Below are 22,091 nucleotides of genomic sequence, written 5' to 3' on the forward strand. Positions count from 1 at the left end.
CGCTGAGGAGGGTTATTAAACGCGTAATCACAACGTTCAGAAACTGTAGCGGATACCCAGTTGACCACTATAAGGCGTCTCGATATGTTGGCCTTTTTCGTAGCTGACTTCTCCCCATGCGGACCACCGATCGTTTAGCTTCGCGGTCATCCCCAGGCCATATTTGCCGCTTGTCCCCGACAGGTCATTTTTGAACTTCTCAGTGTGGTTAATGACGACGTCGTTGTTCTTCATAAACTCATGACGAACGGCCACTCTCGCATACGGCTGTAACAGTGTCCCATCTACCAGTGTCACATTCTTACCGAAGGTTAACCCGGTTTCCCCTTTTAACGATCGCGCAGCATCCGCTTTAACCGACATGCCACTGTCGAGTTTGTAGTGAGTCTGGTCGCCAATAAACCATGATGCCTGGAGATAGGGTTCAACAAACCACGTCTCAAGCGCAATATGCTTACCGATCTCGACTGAAGCCCCGCCGCCAACGGTATTATCTTTCGTATGGGTGCGTCCGCCGTTGAAGTAGGGGTTGTTCTCCGTACGGAAATAGTTGGCTTTCAACACACCATCGATGTAATAACCGCTGTTGTGTAACCAGGTCGTGTACAGTCCAATGCCGTAACTGTCCGCTTTGCCGTTGGTACTGGATGAGTCGAGATCCGCACGCGTATAGGAAGCCATACTGCCCATAATCAGTGCGCTATTTTCTAAATCAAAACGCTTATCACCACCGAGCATCACACCGTTCACATCCTGACGGTAAGCCACGTGCTCTGTGGAAACGCGGTAGCGGCTACTGATGTATTTGCCCCATGCACCCTCTTCGTAGTCACGCATCTGACGAATTTCACCGAGACGGGTTCGCAGCGTTGACAACTCAGCGTCCCACAAAGTGGGTGTCACATTCGCCATGGCAATAACCGCTTTCGCGCTTTCTGATAAATCCGGCTTAACTCCCGGTTCAGGATTCGGTTCAGGCGAAGGTCCCGGACCCGGCTCAGGATCCGGGCCTGGCTCAGGTTCTGGCGTATTCGCCTGCGGTGACAAATACCAGTTATCCTTATCGCTATCGGCGCCATGCACCAGATAGTATTTGTACGCACCAAGATCGACGCTGCCGTTGGTCATCGCAAAGGTGTCTGCCCCGCTCCCATTCGCATAAATTAAGTGATAAGGAGTAGCCGCTCGACTGCGTAACTCACTTCCGGAATCATGCACCGTGACCTTAAATTGCCCCGTCACGGCATCGGAAACGTTCAGAAAATCCCCAATCCCGCCGGACAGATTGGTGTTCATAACGAAAGTCCCGGTCCCCTCCAGCGTGGTGAGTTCAAGACGGTTAAATTGCCCCGCGTTGCGTCCCTCTGGCGCACTAAAATTGACCACACCATTATGCGTTAAGGCTTTAATCGTCGTGACGGATTCCGCAGTATCCGCGTTGTGTTTTAAGTACAGAACGGAAGAAGGGCCTTGTAAGTCCACCGACGCGGCCCAGGCACCCTTACCCAGATTTCCCGTCCAGTCGTGTACACTTCCCCCTTCCATAGTCAGTGAACCGTCTTCTACCGTCAGTGTCCCCGTTGAATAGCCTCCATAGGCAATCAGGCTGCTCCCGCCATTGCGAAGCGTTGTGTTCGAGATATGCCCCAGCGCAAGCACTTCCTGACGGCCGCCATCGATAACCGTATTACTGGCTTCACCGTACCAGGCAAGTTGCTGAAGGCCGCCCGCATGAACGGTCGTATTTGTCGCGTTAGCGCGAATGCCACCGGTCCATCCAGATTGCTCCACCCAGCTTCCCCCAACCCAGCCACCTTTCTGACCATTGACAAGTTGAGTGCCATAGACCTGTGTGCCATCGGCATTGCCGGTTTGAATACGTTGCAAACCACCGGCATGGATGGTGGCGTCCTTCGCCTGCTGCCCGTTGACACGAACGTTGGAATTACTGTCGGAAACCCAGTCTCCATCACTCCATTGACCGTCTACGCCGGTAATCACCTGCGTGCCATAGACCTGCGCATTTTCTGAAATACCCGAGGTTATCGTTTGTCGCGCACCGGCATAAACGGTGGTATTGCGGTCCGCAACGAACTCTTCGCCTTTACCGCTAAACACCTGCTGGAATGCGCCGTTATACAGGTATGTATCCAAAGCCAGACCACTGGCAAGCTGATAGCTGTTGGCGCCAATGTGCGAGTTTTTCGCGGTCCCGTTATAAATGATTTGCTGGCCGCCATTTTGCACAATGGTATCTTCAGCCAACGCCGTACTGGTGACTGAGAGCACCTGAATACCGCCATCGATGAGATTCGCCTGAGCATAAGCACGGCCTCCAACAGTCTGTCGACCACCGGCTTTCACCACGGTGTCATACGCCTGTGAATCACCATTCATCGTCAGGGCACCGTTATTCTCAACCAGCGTATGGAAGGCTTTCCCGTCGCCATTAAGTTGCAATACACCTGTTTCAATATTCCCTTTACTATTGGTGTATTCCCCTTTCACCGTGGTATTCACGGCTTCAGAACCGGCGGCATCGTATATACCGTCACCGATATTAAGCTGCACAGAATTCAACGTATTGTTATAACTATACGACTCATTTAATAACGTCACGACCTGTTTAGAAAAAGCAGGATTGATCAGCGTAATTTCCTGGTTAGCAATATATTTTTTATCTTTGATGGAAAAAGTGGAATAGCCTTTCTCCCAGGTTTCTTTCACCCAATCCCAGTGATTCGTATAATTCGAATTCAATAATAAGTCGTCCGGCATCGTGGTAGTTTGCACGGGTGGATAAGGTGTGGGAAGCATTTCCGCCGCAGTCAGTGGGTACGCGGTTAAACATAACGCGGGGAAAAAAGCATGGTAAAAAACGCGTTTCATATCTACATCCATAGTTAATAAGATCCCTATTAAACGGGCAGTTCTATCTTGCTTATAAATATTCCACTGGACGCTCAGGCATCAGAAATATTCATACTGGACAATGATTATTAATTCGAAATAAGGAGATGTTCGAGTTTTCGTACTTTAAATTTCCGCGCGACTGTAGTCTTCCATCCCTGTAAGGTGGAATACGCGCGGCAGTGTTTCTCTTGTAAATAGCCCATACTTCCCCCTTCAAGATAATGCCGCAGAAGTAAAACGTCTCTTGAAGAGAGTAAACAGGCAGGCCCCGGGAAGGACCAGACGATCTGCCGCCCGGTCGCGACAGTATCCAGACCGCGAATAACATCATGAACAGAGCAACGCGATTCGAAGATTGCGCTGACGGCGTGACATTTCAGGTGCCAGAAAAAAGCCAGCGGCATGAGTCGTTGGGTTGAAATAATAATCAACTGATAACCACTCTTGCTCAATTGAGAGAACGATCGAAAAAAAAGCTTTAAGGTATAACTATTAAGATTAATAAACAGATAGTCTGGGCCGGAATGAGAATTAGTCACTTTTCTGGCCAGCGCAGAGATACCCGTGGAAAAATAAACATCATTTTCAGGCCAACTGGCAATATGGCTCTTCTTTACATATTCCTTTGTCATACAGATGATGCTCCCTATATCCTGGACAGCCTGATTTTTATTTTCAGGGGGTATTTATTATCCGGCGAGGTTATTTATTCTGACGATGTCCGGCACACCCACTCTGCTGCTGTCGGTATAATATTGATTCAAACAGAATAGTACATGAGCAATATTGATTGTCAAACCTGATCGATAAAACAAAATCAATAGTTAAAGGCTATCACTTGAAAGGTATCGATCGTTGTAATCGATCTTTTTTTCGGAATTTACCTTACTGTTTGTAAGTAAAACAAAAAGATACATAAATTTTAATTTTTGGTAAAAATCCTATATTTCAGTGAGTTACAATAATTTTTCCATTCGAATTGAAATGTTTAGTTACATAATAATGAAAATAGCGACACTGTTGTTGATCAGAGGACAGACGCCAATGCTTCAGCATGGGCCAGAAACCTCATAGTGCTTATCGCAATACGCTTAAGCCTGTTCGGGATAAATCCAGGGCAATGCCGCAATGTTGCTGTTTTAAATTAGTAACCGTCAAAATTTAAAAATCCCCTTCTCACTTTTCATAAAGAGTGAATAAACATCTCAACTACGATAAATTCAATCACGCCTGGTTTATTGTATTATCAAGGCGTTACATGTTCATACTGGCAGAGTGAGAAATATCTTCACTCGCTTTAATACGCACATCGTGCATTTTTCATCATTGAGTCAGTGGTCCTTTCTACACCCCCTTCCAACATCGTGAGCCATGTCAGTAAGGCGCTACACTGTCAGTGATAGCATGACCGCGTTTTGTCATTTACTGATTACAGGGAGAAAGAATGGAACTGCTTTTATTGAGTAACTCGACACTGCCGGGTAAAGGCTGGATGGAGCATGCGCTGCCGCTGATTGCGGAGCAACTTGAGGGGCGCCGTTCGGCAGTATTTATACCCTTTGCAGGCGTCACGCAAACCTGGGATGAATACACAGAAAAAACGGCTGCAATCTTCGCCCCGATGGGCGTCAAGGTGGTGGGTATTCACACCGTGACTGATCCGGTGGCGGCCATTGAAAATGCGGAAGTGGTGATTGTCGGCGGCGGTAATACTTTTCAGTTACTGAAAGAGAGCCGCGAGCGCGGGTTGCTGGCACCGATTGTTGACGTGGTTAAACGCGGTGCGCTGTACATTGGCTGGAGTGCGGGTGCCAACCTCGCCTGCAAGACCATCCGCACCACCAACGACATGCCGATTGTTGATCCGCAAGGTTTTGATGCGCTGGGCCTGTTCCCGTTGCAGATTAACCCGCATTTCACTAACGCGCTGCCGGAAGGACACAAAGGCGAAACGCGTGAACAGCGTATTCGCGAGCTGCTGGTTGTCGCGCCTGAACTGACGGTGATCGGTCTGCCGGAAGGCAACTGGATTAAAGTGAGTAAGGGTCAGGCGGTGCTTGGCGGTCCGAACACCACCTACGTGTTCGAAGCCGGTAAAGACGCCGTTGCCGTTGAGGCAGGTCACTGCTTTTAACCGACGTTGTCGGATGGCAGCGTAAATGCTTTATCCGGCCTGCAATGAGCGCAATTGGTAGGCCGGATAAGCGCTATCCGGCCTTACCGCCTGTTAGTAATCATCCCGCTCGTCATCTTCGTCCGGCTGTTCCAGCACGCTGTAAGCCACGGAACAGAACAACGAGTTCAGACGTTGCATATCCCCCAATAATCCCAGGTGCAGGGAGCTGGTCTCGATACTTTGTACGTTCTGCTGATGCAGACGATCAACGTGCGCATGCGAGTAACGGCGATTCAGTATGCGGAAACGATGCTTGCTACGGCGCAACCGCCGGGCACTGGTCACGTCGCCGGAGAAGAAGACCGACATCGCCAGTTGCAGGTTGCTGAGCAACTGGTCGTACAGCGCATCCAGCTCTTTTAACCCCTCAATAGAAAACGCCCGCCGCGCCGCCAGCGATTTATCAGCAATCTCGCTCCCCATGCGCTCCACAATATCCGACGCCTGTTCAAGGTTAAGCGACATCTCGATGATCTCCGCCCAGCGCCGCGACTCCTCTTCCGCCAGTTCCTCTTTCGGCATCCGCGCCAAATAGAGTTTGATGGCAGTGTAGAGCACGTTGATGTCATCCGCGATTTTGCGCAGCTCCTTCTCTTCGCGCGGCTCGCCATGCATCACCTTCTTCAGCCCTTCCATCATCTGTTCCATCGCATCGCCGATGCGCAGCGCCTCACGGGCGGCATTGGCGAGCGCAAGGGTCGGCGTATCCAGCGCGCTAACGTCCAGATGCTTTGGCTTGAGATGCGCATCCAGCTCAGGCTCGTCGCGGATGATGCGCTTACAGAAGCGCGCCATCGGCTCGGCAAAAGGAATCATTGCCAGGCAGCGGACCAGGTTGTAGAAAACATGGAAATAGATCACCAGCTCGGATTTCGCCAGCGGCAATTCATCCATCAGATTCGCCAGCGGATGGACAAATGGCAGAATAATCAGGCTGCCCACCAGCTTAAACAACAGACTGCCAAGCGCCACGCGACGAGCCGCGGCATTAGCCGCGCTGTTGTTGAGCATCGCCAGCAGGCCGGAACCGAGGTTGGCGCCAATCACCAGACACAGCGCCACCGGGAAGGAGATGATCCCCGCCGCGGTCAGGGTGGCCGTGAGCAGTACCGCCGCCAGGCTGGAATAACTGATGATCGCGAACATCGCGCCAATGAGCGCATCCAGCATGATATCGCCGGTCAGCGAGGCAAAAATGACCTGTACGCCGTTGGCCTGGGTTATAGGGGTGACGGCCTGGACAATCAGTTCCAGCGCCAGCAGGATCAGGCCAAGGCCGATCCCCACGCGCCCCAGTTGTCCGGCGCGTGACTGTTTACGGCCGAGGAAGAAGATCACGCCGATAAAAATCAGCAGCGGCGAGAGCCACGATAAATCGAAGGTGAGGATACGCGCCATCAGCGCGGTCCCTACGTCTGCACCAAGCACAATCACCAGCGCAGGCGTCAGTGCGACCAGATCCTGAGCAACAAACGAGGTTACCAGCATGGTGGTGGCATTACTGCTCTGCACCAGCGCAGTGACGCCAATTCCCGCGCAGAAGGCGAGCGGTTTCTTTTCGACGCTACGGCTAAGCACGGTTCGCAGGCGGGCGCCGAACACACGCATCACGCCAGTACGCACAATATGGGTACCCCAGACCAGCAGGGCGACAGCAGAAAGCAGGTGGAGCAGGGTTAGCACGGAATCAGGTACTCCTTATCATTTACACTTTATCCTTCAAGCTGCCTCTTTGTTGGCTGCGCCTGCTCACTCCAGTCACTTACTTCAGTAAGCTCCTGGAGATTCCCAGGCTTGCCGCCTCGACGCAACTTGAATGATTGCGTGTAAAAATATAACCAGAGAGGTCATAGCCTTCTTCCAGTATAAGGGTTTAAACGCAAGAAAGAGACAGGGTGCCCGACAAGCACCCTGTTAGTTGTAAGGAAAGATGACAGTTTCGTGAATCAGTCGGCGTCATAGCCCAGGTTAGGGGCCAGCCAGCGCTCAACGTCAGAAACACTCATCCCTTTACGGAACGCGTAGTCTTCCACCTGATCGCGCTGAATCTGTGCAACCGCGTAATACTTGCTGTCCGGATGGCTGAAGTACCAGCCGGAAACCGATGCGCCAGGCCACATGGCGAAGGATTCGGTAAGCTTCATGCCGGTGTGCTTTTCCACTTCCAGCAACTGCCAGATGGTGCCTTTCTCGGTATGCTCCGGACAGGCCGGGTACCCCGGCGCCGGACGAATTCCCTGGTAGTTTTCGCGAATCAGCTCTTCATTGCTGAGATTTTCGTTCGGCGCATAGCCCCAGTAGACCTTACGCACGCGCTCATGCAGGTATTCCGCGAAGGCTTCCGCCAGACGGTCGGCAAGCGCTTTCACCATGATCTTGTTGTAATCATCGTGCTGCGCTTCAAACGCATCCGCCAGCGCGTCCTCCTCCAGACCACCGGTCACCGCAAAAGCACCGATGTAGTCCGCTTTGCCGGTCAGCTTCGGCGCCACGAAGTCAGACAGACAGTAGTTAGCAAAGCCCACTTTTTCAGTCTGTTGACGCAGATGATGGCTGACCGTCAGCACGTGCGTTCGCGTTTCGTCACGATAGATTTCGATGTCATCACCCACGCGGTTTGCCGGGAACAGCCCCACCACACCGCGCGGATTCAGCGCCTTCTCTGCGCTCAGTTTATCCAGCATGTCGTTGGCATCTTTAAACAGGCGCTTCGCCTCTTCACCTACCACTTCATCTTCCAGAATGCGCGGATACTTCCCGGCCAGCGACCAGGTCATAAAGAACGGCGTCCAGTCGATGTAGTTACGCAGCGTTTCGATGCTGGCTTCGACCTCCTGCACACCCAGACGGTGCGCCACTGGCGGGGTATAGCTTTCCCAGTCAAACGCCAGATCGTTATCCCGCGCGGCGGCGAGCGTCACCGGCGGCGTGCGCGGTTTCTTACGCCCATGCTGGATGCGCACGGTTTCATACTCTTTACGGGTACGGGCGACAAAGTCATCGCGCTGGGTATCAGAAAGCAACGCGGCGACCACGCCGACGGTGCGCGAAGCGTTCTGCACATACACCGTAGGGCCGCTGTAGTTCTGCTCGATTTTCACCGCCGTGTGCGCTTTCGAGGTCGTCGCGCCGCCAATCAGCAGCGGTATGGTGAAGCCCTGACGCTCCATCTCTTTCGCCACGTTGACCATTTCGTCCAGCGACGGGGTAATCAGCCCGGAAAGGCCTATCAGATCCGCATTCACCTCTTTGGCGGTTCGGAGAATTTTCTCCGCCGGCACCATCACGCCAAGATCGACAATTTCGTAGTTGTTACATTGCAGGACCACGCCAACGATATTTTTGCCGATATCGTGGACATCGCCCTTCACGGTGGCGATGACCATTTTGCCATTGCTGGAGCCTTTCTCTTTACTGGCTTCGATAAACGGTTCGAGATACGCCACCGCCTGTTTCATTACGCGGGCGGATTTCACCACCTGCGGCAGGAACATTTTTCCTTCGCCGAACAGGTCGCCGACGACGTTCATCCCGTCCATCAGCGGCCCTTCAATCACCTCAATCGGGCGGGCCGCCTGCTGACGCGCCTCTTCGGTGTCCTGCTCGATAAACTCGGTGATGCCTTTAACCAGCGAGTATTCGAGGCGCTTTTTCACTTCCCAGGTGCGCCACTCCGCCAGTTGCGCGTTGGCCGCCTCATCACTCTTGCTACCGCGATATCTCTCCGCCAGCTCCAGCAATCGTTCGGTGCCGTCATCACGCCGATTGAGGATCACATCCTCCACCGCATCGCGCAGCTCGGCAGGGAGATCGTCGTAAATCGCCAGTTGCCCGGCATTGACAATCCCCATGTCCATACCGTTACGAATGGCATAGTAGAGGAACACCGCGTGAATGGCTTCGCGCACCGGATCGTTGCCACGGAACGAGAATGACACGTTGGACACGCCGCCGGAGATCAACGCATGCGGCAGCTCGCGTTTGATGTCTTCACAGGCACCGATAAAGTCCTGCGCGTAGTTGTTGTGCTCATCGATCCCGGTTGCTACTGCGAAAATATTCGGGTCGAAAATGATGTCTTCCGGCGGGAAGCCCACCTCCTCGGTGAGGATCCTGTACGCCCGGCGGCAAATCTCGATTTTACGCGCACGCGTATCCGCCTGGCCCTGCTCATCAAAGGCCATCACCACCACCGCCGCACCGTAGCGGCGCAGCAGCTTCGCATGATGGATAAAGGTTTCAATCCCCTCTTTCATCGAGATGGAGTTAACGATGCCTTTCCCCTGGATGCACTTCAGCCCTTTCTCAATGACGTCCCATTTTGAGGAGTCAATCATGATCGGCACACGAGCAATGTCAGGCTCACCGGCGATCAGGTTGAGAAAGCGCACCATCGCCGCTTCGGCGTCGAGCATCCCCTCATCCATGTTGATATCAATAATCTGTGCGCCGCTTTCTACCTGCTGACGGGCAACGTCCAGCGCTTCGCTGTATTTTTCTTCTTTGATCAGGCGCTTAAATTTGGCGGAGCCGGTAACGTTGGTACGCTCACCGACGTTTACAAACAGGCTGTCGTCGCCAATATTCAGCGGTTCGAGACCGGATAAGCGGCAGGCCACCGGGATCTCCGGCAACGGGCGCGGTGCCAGTCCCTCGACCGCCCTGCTCATTGCCGCGATGTGTTCCGGTGTGGTGCCGCAGCAGCCGCCAACGATATTCAGGAAGCCCGCTTCGGCCCATTCGCGGATCTGTTTTGCCATCGTATCGGCATCGAGATCGTATTCACCGAAAGCGTTGGGCAGCCCGGCGTTCGGGTGTGCAGTCACGTAACATTCAGCAATGCGAGACAGTTCCTGCACATACTGACGCAGTTCATCCGGCCCCAGCGCGCAGTTGAGGCCGAAAGTGAGAGGTTCAGCATGGCGCAGGGAGTTGTAAAACGCCTCTGTCGTTTGCCCGGAAAGGGTACGTCCAGAAGCATCGGTGATGGTGCCGGAAATCATGATCGGCAGGTCGATGCCCAGCGCTTCCAGCTCTTCTTTCACCGCAAAAATCGCCGCTTTCGCGTTCAGCGTATCGAAGACGGTTTCGATCAAAATCAAGTCACTGCCACCTTCCACCAGCGCTTTGGTGGATTCGCGGTAAGCAGCCACCAGCTGATCAAAGGTGATATTACGAAATGCCGGGTCATTCACATCCGGCGAGATCGATGCGGTCCGGTTGGTTGGGCCGAGAACGCCCGCAACATAGCGCGGTTTTTCCGGGGTACGGGCAGTCCACTCATCGGCACAGGCACGCGCCAGTTTCGCGGCGGCAAAGTTGATCTCCGCCGACAGGGATTCCATCTGGTAATCCGCCATCGCGATGGGGGTGGAGTTAAACGTGTTGGTTTCAATGATGTCCGCGCCCGCGTCAAAGTACGCGTTATGAATCGCGGCGATCACCTCTGGCTTACTCAGCACCAGCAGGTCATTGTTGCCTTTCAGGTCGCACGGCCAGTCGGCAAAGCGTTCACCACGGAAATCCTCTTCACTCAGACGATAGCTCTGGATCATCGTGCCCATACCGCCGTCCAGCACCAGAATACGTTCATTTAACTGCGCACGCAGTTGTTCAACTTTGCTGCTCACACTTGCTCCCGACAACGCTTAACCAGACCGAAAAAGTCAACAAAACATAGTGGCATAAACAGGGCTGACGGAAAAGCCAACAACGGGCAACATGAGACATGTTCAGCTTCACTCATCCGATCAGTACAAGACTTCTTGCATTATAATTGAATAAAACGAAAATGATTTCCACGATACAGAAAAGGAATGCGCTATGGTTGCACCCGTTCCCGCCAAACGCGGCAGAAAACCCGCCGCGACGACCACCCCCGCTGCCGGACAGGTTCAGTCGCTGACCCGTGGCCTGAAACTGCTGGAATGGATCGCGGAATCCAACGGCAGCGTGGCATTGACCGAACTGGCACAGCAGGCTGGCCTGCCGAACTCCACGACTCATCGCTTACTGACCACTATGCAGCAACAGGGCTTTGTGCGTCAGGTGGGTGACCTTGGACACTGGGCGATAGGCGCACATGCGTTCATCGTCGGCAGCAGCTTTTTACAGAGCCGCAATTTGCTGGCGATCGTCCACCCTATTCTGCGCAAACTGATGGAAGATTCCGGCGAAACGGTGAATCTGGCGGTACTGGATCAAAGTGATCATCAGGCAATTATCATTGACCAGGTACAGTGTACCCAACTGATGCGTATGTCCGCGCCGATTGGCGGTAAGCTGCCGATGCACGCCTCTGGCGCAGGCAAAGCGTTTTTAGCACAACTGAGCGAAGAACAGGTGACCCAGCTGCTGCACCGCAAAGGGCTGCATGCATACACCCACGCGACGCTGGTCTCCCCGGTTCATCTGAAGGACGACCTCGCCCAGACCCGCAAGCGCGGTTATTCCTTTGATGATGAGGAACATGCGCTCGGTCTGCGTTGTGTCGCGTCGTGCATTTATGACGAACACCGCGAGCCGTTCGCGGCAATCTCTATCTCTGGCCCGATTTCGCGCATCACGGACGACCGCGTGACCGAGTTTGGCGCGATGGTGATCAAGGCGGCGAAAGAGGTGACGCTGGCATACGGCGGGATTCGTTAAACAAAATCCCCCTCAGGAACATTTTCGGCAGGCCTGATAAGCGTCGTGCCATCAGGCAGGTCGGCGCACATTGCCGGATGGCGGCGCAAGCGCCCGGTCGGTTTCATAACGCACGCTGAATCGCTGGCGACGGCGATATGCGTAAACATCTTCAACATGCCCTTCCCGAATGCGCGTCTGTAATGCGCGCCAGTAATCGGCACGAAACAGATCGGCGTGCATCTCCTCAAACAGCGGTCCGATGCGTGGGTCGGCGCATAACCAGTGGCGAAACTCCTCAGGAAACACATCGCCAGGGGATACGCTATACCAGGGCTCGGCACTCATCTCATCTTCCGGGTAGCGCGGCGGCGGGATGTCCCGGAAATTCACTTCCGTCATGTAGCAGATTTCATCGTAATCGTAGAACACCACGCGACCATGACGGGTGACGCCAAAGTTTTTGAACAGCATGTCGCCGGGGAAAATATTGGCGGCGGCAAGCTGGCGAATCGCGTTGCCGTACTCCTCAATCGCATCCCGCAGTTGCTGACCTTCGACCTGCTCAAGCCAGATATTGAGCGGCACCATCCGCCGCTCAATATAGAGATGACGGATGACAATCTGCTCACCAAGATCGGTTATCTTTTCCGGCACTTCCTCAAGTAACAGCGCCATCAATGCCGGATCGATCTGACGTTTATCCAGCACGAAATTTTCGAACTCCTGGGTATCTGCCATGCGTCCCACGCGATCGTGCTCTTTCACCAGTTGATAGCAGGCGCGAACGTGGGCGGCAGACATCTCTTTTTGCGGCGCGAACTTATCTTTAATAATTTTAAAAACCCGGTCGAACCCCGGCAGCGTAAAGACCAGCATCACCATGCCACGTATGCCCGGCGCTTCAATGAACTGCTCATCGCAGCTGCGCAGATACAACAAATACTCGCGATAGCTCTCGGTCTTCGCATGTTTCTGACAGCCAATCGCCATGTATAACTCAGCGGTGGTTTTTCCTGGCAGGATCTCGCGCAACCATTCCACCAGCGCGGCGGGCAGCGGCGCGTACACCATAAAATAGGAACGAGCGAAACCGAACACGATACTGGCTTCTGCCGTGGTGGTCAGGCAGGTATCCACAAACAGTTCACCTTCATCGGTGCGATGAATCGGCAGCAAAAAGGGCAACGTGGCGGATGGCGTGATGAGTTTGCCGACCAGCCATGCGGCTTTATTGCGATAAAACAGCTCGTTAGCCACCTGTAGATGGCACTGCTGCAACGTCTCCTCACCAAAGGTTTCACGCAGATGTGCAATGATATAGCGAATATCGCGCCCTTTGTTCTGCCAGGGCAGGCGCAACGGCAGATCGCTGAGAATGCGGGTGAGCAGCGGTTCCCAACCGCTATCCGGGAAGAAATCTTTTGCCAGCGGACGCGGGATCGTCCGGAAACGACGTTCCGGCTGGGAGCTAAAAATAAAGAGCCGCTCGGGAGTGAGCGAGCGGTGGTCAAATAACCGACAATATACGGAGTTAAAAAAGCTCTCCGCAATCTCGAAGCGCGGGTAATCCGGCAGGAGCCCGGTGTAATGCTCTTTTACACGCAGCAAAAATGCGGCGTCGGTACTTTTGCCGCCAGTGATGCAGCGCAGTTGTTCCACCACCAGACCCACGTGGTGATCGTAGAGGTGAATACGGCTTTTCATCGCCTGCTGCACGGCATGCCAGTCAGCCTGTTCAAAGCGCTGTTGCGCGCCGGAGGTCACTTCCAGAAATCGACCATACTGGGCGTCGAAACCTTGCAAAATCGTCTGAGCAATCAGTAACTCCAGGCCACGCGTCATCGCTTCTCCTCATCCGGCACAACGTCATGCCGGATAGCGCGTCTGCTTATCCGGCCTACATCCCTTCGTAGGCCCGGTAAGCGCAGCGCCACCGGGCATTAATCAAAACTGTGATTCTTCGGTCGAGCCGGTCAGCGCGGTCACCGAGGAAGTGCCGCCCTGAATGATGGTGGTGACTTTATCAAAGTAGCCTGTCCCTACTTCCTGCTGATGGGACACGAAGGTGTAACCGTCTTTAGCCGCCGCAAATTCCGGCTGCTGAACCTTCTCAACATAGTGGCGCATGCCTTCACCCTGCGCGTAGGAGTGCGCAAGGTCGAACATGTTGAACCACATACTGTGAATACCTGCCAGGGTAATGAACTGGTATTTGTAACCCATATCGGACAACTGCTGCTGGAAGCTGGCGATGGTCTTATCGTCCAGATTCTTCTGCCAGTTGAACGACGGCGAACAGTTATAGGCCAGCAGTTTGCCTGGGAATTTCGCATGAATCGCATCGGCAAAACGCTTCGCCAGTTCCAGATCCGGCGTCGAGGTTTCACACCACACCAGATCGGCATACGGGGCGTAGGCCAGGCCACGGCTGATCGCCTGCTCAATGCCGGCATGCGTACGGAAGAATCCTTCACTGGTGCGCTCGCCGGTAATAAATTCGCTGTCGTACGGGTCACAGTCGGAGGTGATCAGATCCGCCGCATCCGCATCGGTACGCGCAATCACCAGCGTCGGGACGCCCATAACGTCTGCCGCCAGACGCGCAGCCACCAGTTTCTGAATCGCTTCCTGAGTTGGCACCAGCACTTTGCCGCCCATATGACCACATTTCTTCACCGAGGCCAGTTGATCTTCGAAGTGAACAGCCGCTGCACCGGCCTCAATCATCGACTTCATCAGCTCAAACGCATTCAGTACGCCGCCAAACCCGGCTTCCGCATCGGCGACGATTGGCAGGAAGTAATCCACATAGCGCGGATCGTTGGGCTCAATACCGCTGGACCACTGGATCTGATCCGCACGGCGAAAGGTGTTGTTGATCCGATCCACCACTGCCGGAACAGAATTCGCCGGGTAGAGCGATTGATCCGGGTACATACTGGACGCCAGGTTGGCATCCGCCGCAACCTGCCACCCCGACAGATACACCGCTTCGATACCCGCTTTCGCCTGCTGTAACGCCTGACCACCGGTCAGCGCACCAAGGCTGTTGATGTAACCTTTTTTCGATTCGCCGTGCAGCAGACGCCACATTTTGGCTGCGCCCAGCTGCGCCAGCGTGCATTCCGGGTTAACCGAGCCGCGTAATTTCACCACTTCCTCCGCGCTGTACGGGCGACGGATGCCTTCCCAGCGTGGTTGTGTCCATTCTTTCTGTAACGCTTCGATCTGTTGGGTACGGGTTTTCATGTGCAGATGCTCCATATTATTCTCCTGGCTTCCCAGGCGTTATTGGTGAAGGCAGTTTGGTCACGGGAAGCCGCGCAAAAACCGGAGCGTACTTATCGTACGTGAGGATTTTGAGCACGGCCCGGGGCCAAAATGGCGAACAAAATAGCCTGGGCATTTACGCCAGCAGGCGGTAGCCTGGCAATGTCAGGAAATCGATTAATTCGTCAGAAGTGGTGATTTGCTCCATCAGGCGCGCGGCATCATCAAATCGGCCGCTGCTGTAACGGTGTTCACCCAGTTCGTCCTGGATGACCCGCATCTCTTCAGCCAACATCTGGCGGAACAGCGCCTTAGTGACCGGTTTGCCGTTGCTCAGGGTTTTCTCGTGATGGATCCACTGCCAGATTGACGTACGGGAGATCTCCGCTGTCGCCGCATCTTCCATCAGGCCATAAATCGGCACGCAGCCGTTGCCGGAGATCCACGCTTCGATGTACTGCACCGCAACGCGAATATTGGCGCGCATCCCCTCTTCCGTACGCTCGCCTTCACATGGCGCCAGCAATTGTTCTGCGGTAATCGGCGCGTCTTCATCACGGGTCACAAACAGCTGGTTTTTGTTCTCGCCGAGCACCTCGTTGAAGACTGCCATCGCGGTATCCGCCAGTCCCGGATGCGCAATCCACGTGCCGTCGTGGCCGTTATTGGCTTCCAGCGCTTTATCCGCTTTCACCTTGCTGAGTACCTGATTATTGCGTTCAGCGTCTTTGCTCGGGATGAATGCCGCCATACCGCCCATCGCGAAGGCACCACGTTTGTGACAGGTTTTAATCAGCAGACGCGAATAGGCGCTAAGGAAAGGCTTATCCATCGTCACCACCTGGCGGTCCGGCAGAACGCGATCCGGATGATTCTTCAGCGTTTTGATATAGCTGAAGATGTAATCCCAGCGACCACAGTTCAGCCCGACAATATGGTCACGCAGCGCGTGCAGGATCTCGTCCATCTGGAACACGGCCGGCAGGGTTTCAATCAGCAGCGTAGCTTTAATCGTACCGCGCGACAGATTGAAACGATCTTCGGTATAGCTGAAGACTTCACTCCACCAGGCCGCTTCCTGCCAGGCCTGCGTTTTCGGCAGGTAGAAATAGGGACCGCTGCCTTTGGCCAGCAACGCTTTGTAGTTATGGAAGAAATAGAGGGCAAAATCGAACAGGCTGCCGGGGATCGCTTCACCGCGCCAGGTCACATGTTTTTCCGGCAGGTGCAGACCACGCACACGGCAAATCAGTAATGCCGGATTGGGCTTCAACTGATAGATTTTGCCAGCTTCATTGGTGTAGCTGATGGTGCCGTTTACCGCGTCACGCAGGTTGATATGCCCGTCGATCACTTTGCTCCATTCCGGTGCCAGCGAATCTTCGAAATCGGCCATAAAAACCTTCACATTCGCGTTCAACGCATTGATGACCATCTTGCGTTCAACCGGTCCGGTGATTTCGACCCGACGATCCTGTAAATCCTCCGGAATGCCGCGAATCTTCCAGTCTCCGTTTCTAATGGAAACAGTTTCCGAAATAAAATCAGGCAATATACCGTTGTCGATATCCCGCTGCTGCTGAATACGAGCCGCGAGCAGCTTATTGCGCTTCGTCGTAAAGCGCGCCACCAGTTCAGTGAGAAATTCGACCGCTTCATCGGTCAGGATCTGCTTCTCTGGCTCACCATGGGGCCTGGTAAAGATCAATTCATCGGTAGTCGTTGCCTGTTGATTCATTCTGTAACTCCTCGTCATTGATAACAAAGCATTCCCAATGCGAACGAAGGATCGTTGTGCGCTTTTCGTTCAGCACAACTAAGACTACTCATTTAAATTTCAAAATCAAAAACAATTTCCATTTTTAATTTAATTATCAATTAACCTGTTGATAACAATAAAAATAAAGTTTAATCACAAGTTGAAGTGCATTTCGGAAATAAAAAAGGCACCCGAAGGTGCCTGATTCACTATGCTGAAACGCTTTAGGATCGTCAGCGACAGACGATTAATCCAGCGTTGGATTCATGTGACGCAGATCATATGGTGTGATCTGGTAGACGTAATAGTTGAGCCAGTTGATGAACAGCAAATTACCGTGGCTTCGCCAGGTAGCGCGAGGTTTGTTTTGGGGATCGTTTTGCGGGAAATAATTGTAGGGAACGTCGGGGTTTAATCCGGCTTCTACATCGCGGAAATATTCGCTACCTAATGTGTTGGCATCATATTCCGGATGGCCCGTGACAAACGCAATGCGTTTATCTTTGCTGGCAAAAAGATAGGCATCACCATTCTCAGTCTCGGCGAGGATCTCAAGATCGGTGTAGTCACGGATCAACACTGACGGGAAATCAGCATAGCGTGAATGCGGGGCCAGGAACGAATCATCAAAACCCCGCGTCAGCAGTGCATGAGGGTGAAGAATATGATGCTCATAAACGCCAGAAAGCTTATCAGTGCGGGTCTGTTTCGGAATACCGTAGAGGATATTAAGCGCTGCCTGGACCGCCCAACAGACAAACAGCGTTGAGGTGACATGATCTTTCGCCCACTCCAGCACTTGTTTGATCTGTGGCCAGTAGGCAACATCATTGAACTCCACCAGACCCAGCGGCGCGCCGGTGACGATCAAGCCATCGAAGTTCTGATCGCAGATATCCTCAAAGTTACAGTAGAAGTTGTTCAGATGCTCTGCTGGCGTATTACGCGACTCACGTGCATCAATGCGCAGTAACTGTACATCCACCTGCAACGGAGAGTTCGACAGCAGCCGCAAAAACTGATTTTCCGTTTCGATTTTCTTCGGCATCAGGTTGAGGATGAGTACCTTTAGCGGACGAATTTCCTGACCTGAAGCACGGGAAGTCGTCATAACAAAGACGTTTTCCTCACGTAAGAAATTGACGGCGGGTAGCTCGTCCTGCACACGAATCGGCATAACCTGATAACCTCACTACATACGTTTAAACGTTTAGACATCCAGATAGCTGAAGATACTCAGAAATCACGCCAATGTCGAGCCTGCATGTTAAAGGTGAGAAAGTTTCACGACGACGGATACGTTAGAATATAAGCATAACGAAAAGGAGAGAATATGGTTATTAACATACGCCGATCGCGGCATGATGAAGGGAACAAACTGATTGCAATCTGGTGCCGTTCGGTCGACGCCACGCATGATTTTCTGTCTAAAGAGTACCGCATCAAGCTGGAGGAGCTGGTCCGCTCGTTTTTACCCGAAGCCCCTTTTTGGGTTGCCGCGAATGAGCAGGATGAGCCCGTCGCGTTTATGTTGCTCACTGGAGAGCATATGGATGCGCTGTTTGTTGATCCCGATATTCGGGGCTGTGGCGTGGGTAAACTGTTGATAGAGCATGCGCTTTCGCTAGCGCCCGCGTTGACGACTAACGTGAACGAGCAGAATGAACAAGCTGTGGGATTCTATAAGAAGATGGGATTCAGGGTGACGGGGCGCGCAGAGGTCGACGATCTTGGGCAGCCATATCCGTTATTGCATTTGCGTTACCACAAAGCCTCGTCCTGACAGCAGGCCGGATAAGGCAAAGCCGCCATCCGGCAGTGGTGCGGTCTGCCTGAGGCGCTGCGCCTGTCAGGCCTACAGGCCAGATAAGGCAAAGCCACACTCCAAATTTGCAGCGCAGAAACGCAAAAAGCCCATCCGTCAGGATGGGCTCTTCACTTAATTGATGCCTGGCAGTTCCCTACTCTCGCATGGGGAGACCCCACACTACCATCGGCGCTACGGCGTTTCACTTCTGAGTTCGGCATGGGGTCAGGTGGGACCACCGCGCTACAGCCGCCAGGCAAATTCTTGGTGCTCTGTACGCAATATTTTATCGCATCAGCTGCGTTGGCTGCATTCGTGAACGTCAGTCACATACCTGTGTATGCTCCTTCCGTCGCTTCATTTGCCGCCTTGCCGCTGCGCAAACTATTGCGCACTACAATCCGGTATCAACGCTGAAAATTTTCTCTCAATCCGCCAAAACAGCTTCGGCGTTGTAAGGTTAAGCCTCACGGTTCATTAGTACCGGTTAGCTCAACGCATCGCTGCGCTTACACACCCGGCCTATCAACGTCGTCGTCTTCAACGTTCCTTCAGGACCCTTAAAGGGTCAGGGAGAACTCATCTCGGGGCAAGTTTCGTGCTTAGATGCTTTCAGCACTTATCTCTTCCGCATTTAGCTACCGGGCAGTGCCATTGGCATGACAACCCGAACACCAGTGATGCGTCCACTCCGGTCCTCTCGTACTAGGAGCAGCCCCCCTCAATTCTCCAGCGCCCACGGCAGATAGGGACCGAACTGTCTCACGACGTTCTAAACCCAGCTCGCGTACCACTTTAAATGGCGAACAGCCATACCCTTGGGACCTACTTCAGCCCCAGGATGTGATGAGCCGACATCGAGGTGCCAAACACCGCCGTCGATATGAACTCTTGGGCGGTATCAGCCTGTTATCCCCGGAGTACCTTTTATCCGTTGAGCGATGGCCCTTCCATTCAGAACCACCGGATCACTAAGACCTGCTTTCGCACCTGCTCGCGCCGTCACGCTCGCAGTCAAGCTAGCTTATGCCTTTGCACTAACCTCCTGATGTCCGACCAGGATTAGCTAACCTTCGTGCTCCTCCGTTACTCTTTAGGAGGAGACCGCCCCAGTCAAACTACCCACCAGACACTGTCCGCAACCCGGATTACGGGCCCACGTTAGAACACCAGCCATTAAAGGGTGGTATTTCAAGGACGGCTCCACACGAACTGGCGTCCGCGCTTCAAAGCCTCCCACCTATCCTACACATCAAGGACCAGTGTTCAGTGTCAAGCTATAGTAAAGGTTCACGGGGTCTTTCCGTCTTGCCGCGGGTACACTGCATCTTCACAGCGAGTTCAATTTCACTGAGTCTCGGGTGGAGACAGCCTGGCCATCATTACGCCATTCGTGCAGGTCGGAACTTACCCGACAAGGAATTTCGCTACCTTAGGACCGTTATAGTTACGGCCGCCGTTTACCGGGGCTTCGATCAAGAGCTTCTCCTTACGGATAACCCCATCAATTAACCTTCCGGCACCGGGCAGGCGTCACACCGTATACGTCCACTTTCGTGTTTGCACAGTGCTGTGTTTTTAATAAACAGTTGCAGCCAGCTGGTATCTTCGACTGATTTCAGCTCCACGAGTAAATCGCTTCACCTACATATCAGCGTGCCTTCTCCCGAAGTTACGGCACCATTTTGCCTAGTTCCTTCACCCGAGTTCTCTCAAGCGCCTTGGTATTCTCTACCTGACCACCTGTGTCGGTTTGGGGTACGATCTGATGTTACCTGATGCTTAGAGGCTTTTCCTGGAAGCAGGGCATTTGTTGCTTCAGCACCGTAGTGCCTCGTCATCACGCCTCAGTGTTAAAGTGAACCGGATTTACCTGGAACACACACCTACACGCTTAAACCGGGACAACCGTCGCCCGGCCAACATAGCCTTCTCCGTCCCCCCTTCGCAGTAACACCTGGTACAGGAATATTAACCTGTTTCCCATCGACTACGCCTTTCGGCCTCGCCTTAGGGGTCGACTCACCCTGCCCCGATTAACGTTGGACAGGAACCCTTGGTCTTCCGGCGAGCGGGCTTTTCACCCGCTTTATCGTTACTTATGTCAGCATTCGCACTTCTGATACCTCCAGCATGCCTCACAGCACACCTTCACAGGCTTACAGAACGCTCCCCTACCCAACAACACTTAGTGTCGCTGCCGCAGCTTCGGTGCATGGTTTAGCCCCGTTACATCTTCCGCGCAGGCCGACTCGACCAGTGAGCTATTACGCTTTCTTTAAATGATGGCTGCTTCTAAGCCAACATCCTGGCTGTCTGAGCCTTCCCACATCGTTTCCCACTTAACCATGACTTTGGGACCTTAGCTGGCGGTCTGGGTTGTTTCCCTCTTCACGACGGACGTTAGCACCCGCCGTGTGTCTCCCGTGATAACATTCTCCGGTATTCGCAGTTTGCATCGGGTTGGTAAGCCGGGATGGCCCCCTAGCCGAAACAGTGCTCTACCCCCGGAGATGAATTCACGAGGCGCTACCTAAATAGCTTTCGGGGAGAACCAGCTATCTCCCGGTTTGATTGGCCTTTCACCCCCAGCCACAAGTCATCCGCTAATTTTTCAACATTAGTCGGTTCGGTCCTCCAGTTAGTGTTACCCAACCTTCAACCTGCCCATGGCTAGATCACCGGGTTTCGGGTCTATACCCTGCAACTTAACGCCCAGTTAAGACTCGGTTTCCCTTCGGCTCCCCTATTCGGTTAACCTTGCTACAGAATATAAGTCGCTGACCCATTATACAAAAGGTACGCAGTCACCCCATAAAGAGGCTCCCACTGCTTGTACGTACACGGTTTCAGGTTCTTTTTCACTCCCCTCGCCGGGGTTCTTTTCGCCTTTCCCTCACGGTACTGGTTCACTATCGGTCAGTCAGGAGTATTTAGCCTTGGAGGATGGTCCCCCCATATTCAGACAGGATACCACGTGTCCCGCCCTACTCATCGAGCTCACAACACATGCAATTTTGTGTACGGGGCTGTCACCCTGTATCGCCGGCCTTTCCAGACCGTTCCACTACCACACATGCTGATTCAGGCTCTGGGCTGCTCCCCGTTCGCTCGCCGCTACTGGGGGAATCTCGGTTGATTTCTTTTCCTCGGGGTACTTAGATGTTTCAGTTCCCCCGGTTCGCCTCGTTAACCTATGGATTCAGTTAACGATAGTGCAACGAATTGCACTGGGTTTCCCCATTCGGACATCGCCGGCTATAACGGTTCATATCACCTTACCGACGCTTTTCGCAGATTAGCACGTCCTTCATCGCCTCTGACTGCCAGGGCATCCACCGTGTACGCTTAGTCGCTTAACCTCACAACCCGAAGATGTTTCTTTCGATTCATCATCGTGTTGCGAAAATTTGAGAGACTCGAACACACCATTAACAGTGTGTCGTTTCAATTTTCAGCTTGATCCAGATTTTTAAAGAGCAAATATCTCAAACATGACTCGCTGAGTCAGTTTTGAGATACAAAGGCCGGCGACT

11 protein-coding genes and 2 rRNA genes are annotated in these 22,091 nt (G+C 53.3%); 3 read left to right on the top strand and 10 right to left on the bottom strand.

The features are described from left to right. Window positions 1-36: 36 nt before the first annotated feature. Window positions 37-2,727 (bottom strand): autotransporter outer membrane beta-barrel domain-containing protein, encoded by a 2,691-nt coding sequence (locus HVX64_RS21430; RefSeq protein WP_228530469.1) that lies wholly within the window; start codon window positions 2,725-2,727, stop codon window positions 37-39. A 272-nt stretch (window positions 2,728-2,999) separates the two neighbouring features. Then, window positions 3,000-3,545 carry a hypothetical protein gene (locus HVX64_RS21435; protein ID WP_044253412.1) on the bottom strand — a complete coding sequence of 182 codons (546 nt, stop codon included), beginning with the start codon at window positions 3,543-3,545 and terminating at the stop codon, window positions 3,000-3,002. An 812-nt stretch (window positions 3,546-4,357) separates the two neighbouring features. On the opposite strand from HVX64_RS21435, the gene pepE reads away from it, so the two are divergent. After that, window positions 4,358-5,047 (top strand): dipeptidase PepE, encoded by a 690-nt coding sequence (gene pepE / locus HVX64_RS21440; RefSeq protein ID WP_044253414.1) that lies wholly within the window; start codon window positions 4,358-4,360, stop codon window positions 5,045-5,047. 93 nt (window positions 5,048-5,140) lie between these two features. Here the strand turns inward: pepE and HVX64_RS21445 are convergent, their stop codons facing one another. Together HVX64_RS21445 and metH are read right to left on the bottom strand one after the other, a co-directional pair. Continuing rightward, complete coding sequence (locus HVX64_RS21445) at window positions 5,141-6,772, bottom strand: Na/Pi cotransporter family protein (protein WP_042998996.1); 1,632 nt, start codon at window positions 6,770-6,772, stop codon at window positions 5,141-5,143. Window positions 6,773-7,035: 263 nt separating this feature from the next. Continuing rightward, window positions 7,036-10,719 carry a methionine synthase gene (gene metH, locus HVX64_RS21450; protein ID WP_044253418.1) on the bottom strand — a complete coding sequence of 1,228 codons (3,684 nt, stop codon included), beginning with the start codon at window positions 10,717-10,719 and terminating at the stop codon, window positions 7,036-7,038. Between the two features lie 193 nt (window positions 10,720-10,912). On the opposite strand from metH, the gene iclR reads away from it, so the two are divergent. Further along, window positions 10,913-11,737, top strand: a complete 825-nt coding sequence (iclR, locus tag HVX64_RS21455; protein WP_042998994.1) for a glyoxylate bypass operon transcriptional repressor IclR — start codon at window positions 10,913-10,915, stop codon at window positions 11,735-11,737. Window positions 11,738-11,788: 51 nt separating this feature from the next. Here the strand turns inward: iclR and aceK are convergent, their stop codons facing one another. The 4 genes from aceK to metA all read right to left on the bottom strand — a co-directional run bounded on the left by aceK (window position 11,789) and on the right by metA (window position 17,925). Next, window positions 11,789-13,561, bottom strand: coding sequence for a bifunctional isocitrate dehydrogenase kinase/phosphatase (aceK, locus tag HVX64_RS21460; RefSeq protein WP_042998993.1), 1,773 nt, complete (start codon window positions 13,559-13,561; stop codon window positions 11,789-11,791). 102 nt (window positions 13,562-13,663) lie between these two features. Beyond that, window positions 13,664-14,968 carry an isocitrate lyase gene (gene aceA / locus HVX64_RS21465; RefSeq protein WP_043001801.1) on the bottom strand — a complete coding sequence of 435 codons (1,305 nt, stop codon included), beginning with the start codon at window positions 14,966-14,968 and terminating at the stop codon, window positions 13,664-13,666. A gap of 157 nt (window positions 14,969-15,125) precedes the next feature. Continuing rightward, window positions 15,126-16,727: a malate synthase A gene (aceB, locus tag HVX64_RS21470; protein ID WP_042998992.1), complete on the bottom strand. Its 1,602-nt coding sequence runs from the start codon at window positions 16,725-16,727 to the stop codon at window positions 15,126-15,128. A 268-nt stretch (window positions 16,728-16,995) separates the two neighbouring features. Next, the gene (metA, locus tag HVX64_RS21475; RefSeq protein ID WP_042998991.1) at window positions 16,996-17,925 is read right to left on the bottom strand and encodes a homoserine O-succinyltransferase; all 930 of its coding nucleotides are present in this window, start codon (window positions 17,923-17,925) and stop codon (window positions 16,996-16,998) included. 156 nt (window positions 17,926-18,081) lie between these two features. On the opposite strand from metA, the gene HVX64_RS21480 reads away from it, so the two are divergent. Continuing rightward, window positions 18,082-18,531, top strand: coding sequence for an acetyltransferase (locus HVX64_RS21480; protein ID WP_044253422.1), 450 nt, complete (start codon window positions 18,082-18,084; stop codon window positions 18,529-18,531). Window positions 18,532-18,696: 165 nt separating this feature from the next. On the opposite strand, the gene rrf is transcribed toward HVX64_RS21480, so the two are convergent. Together rrf and HVX64_RS21490 are read right to left on the bottom strand one after the other, a co-directional pair. Then, window positions 18,697-18,812 (bottom strand): 5S ribosomal RNA (gene rrf / locus HVX64_RS21485). Between the two features lie 199 nt (window positions 18,813-19,011). After that, a 23S ribosomal RNA gene (locus tag HVX64_RS21490) occupies window positions 19,012-21,917 on the bottom strand. Window positions 21,918-22,091 lie beyond the last annotated feature (174 nt).

Origin of the sequence: Citrobacter sp. RHB20-C16 (genome assembly GCF_013890155.1) — a bacterium.
Taxonomy (GTDB): Bacteria; Pseudomonadota; Gammaproteobacteria; order Enterobacterales; family Enterobacteriaceae; genus Citrobacter_A; species Citrobacter_A amalonaticus.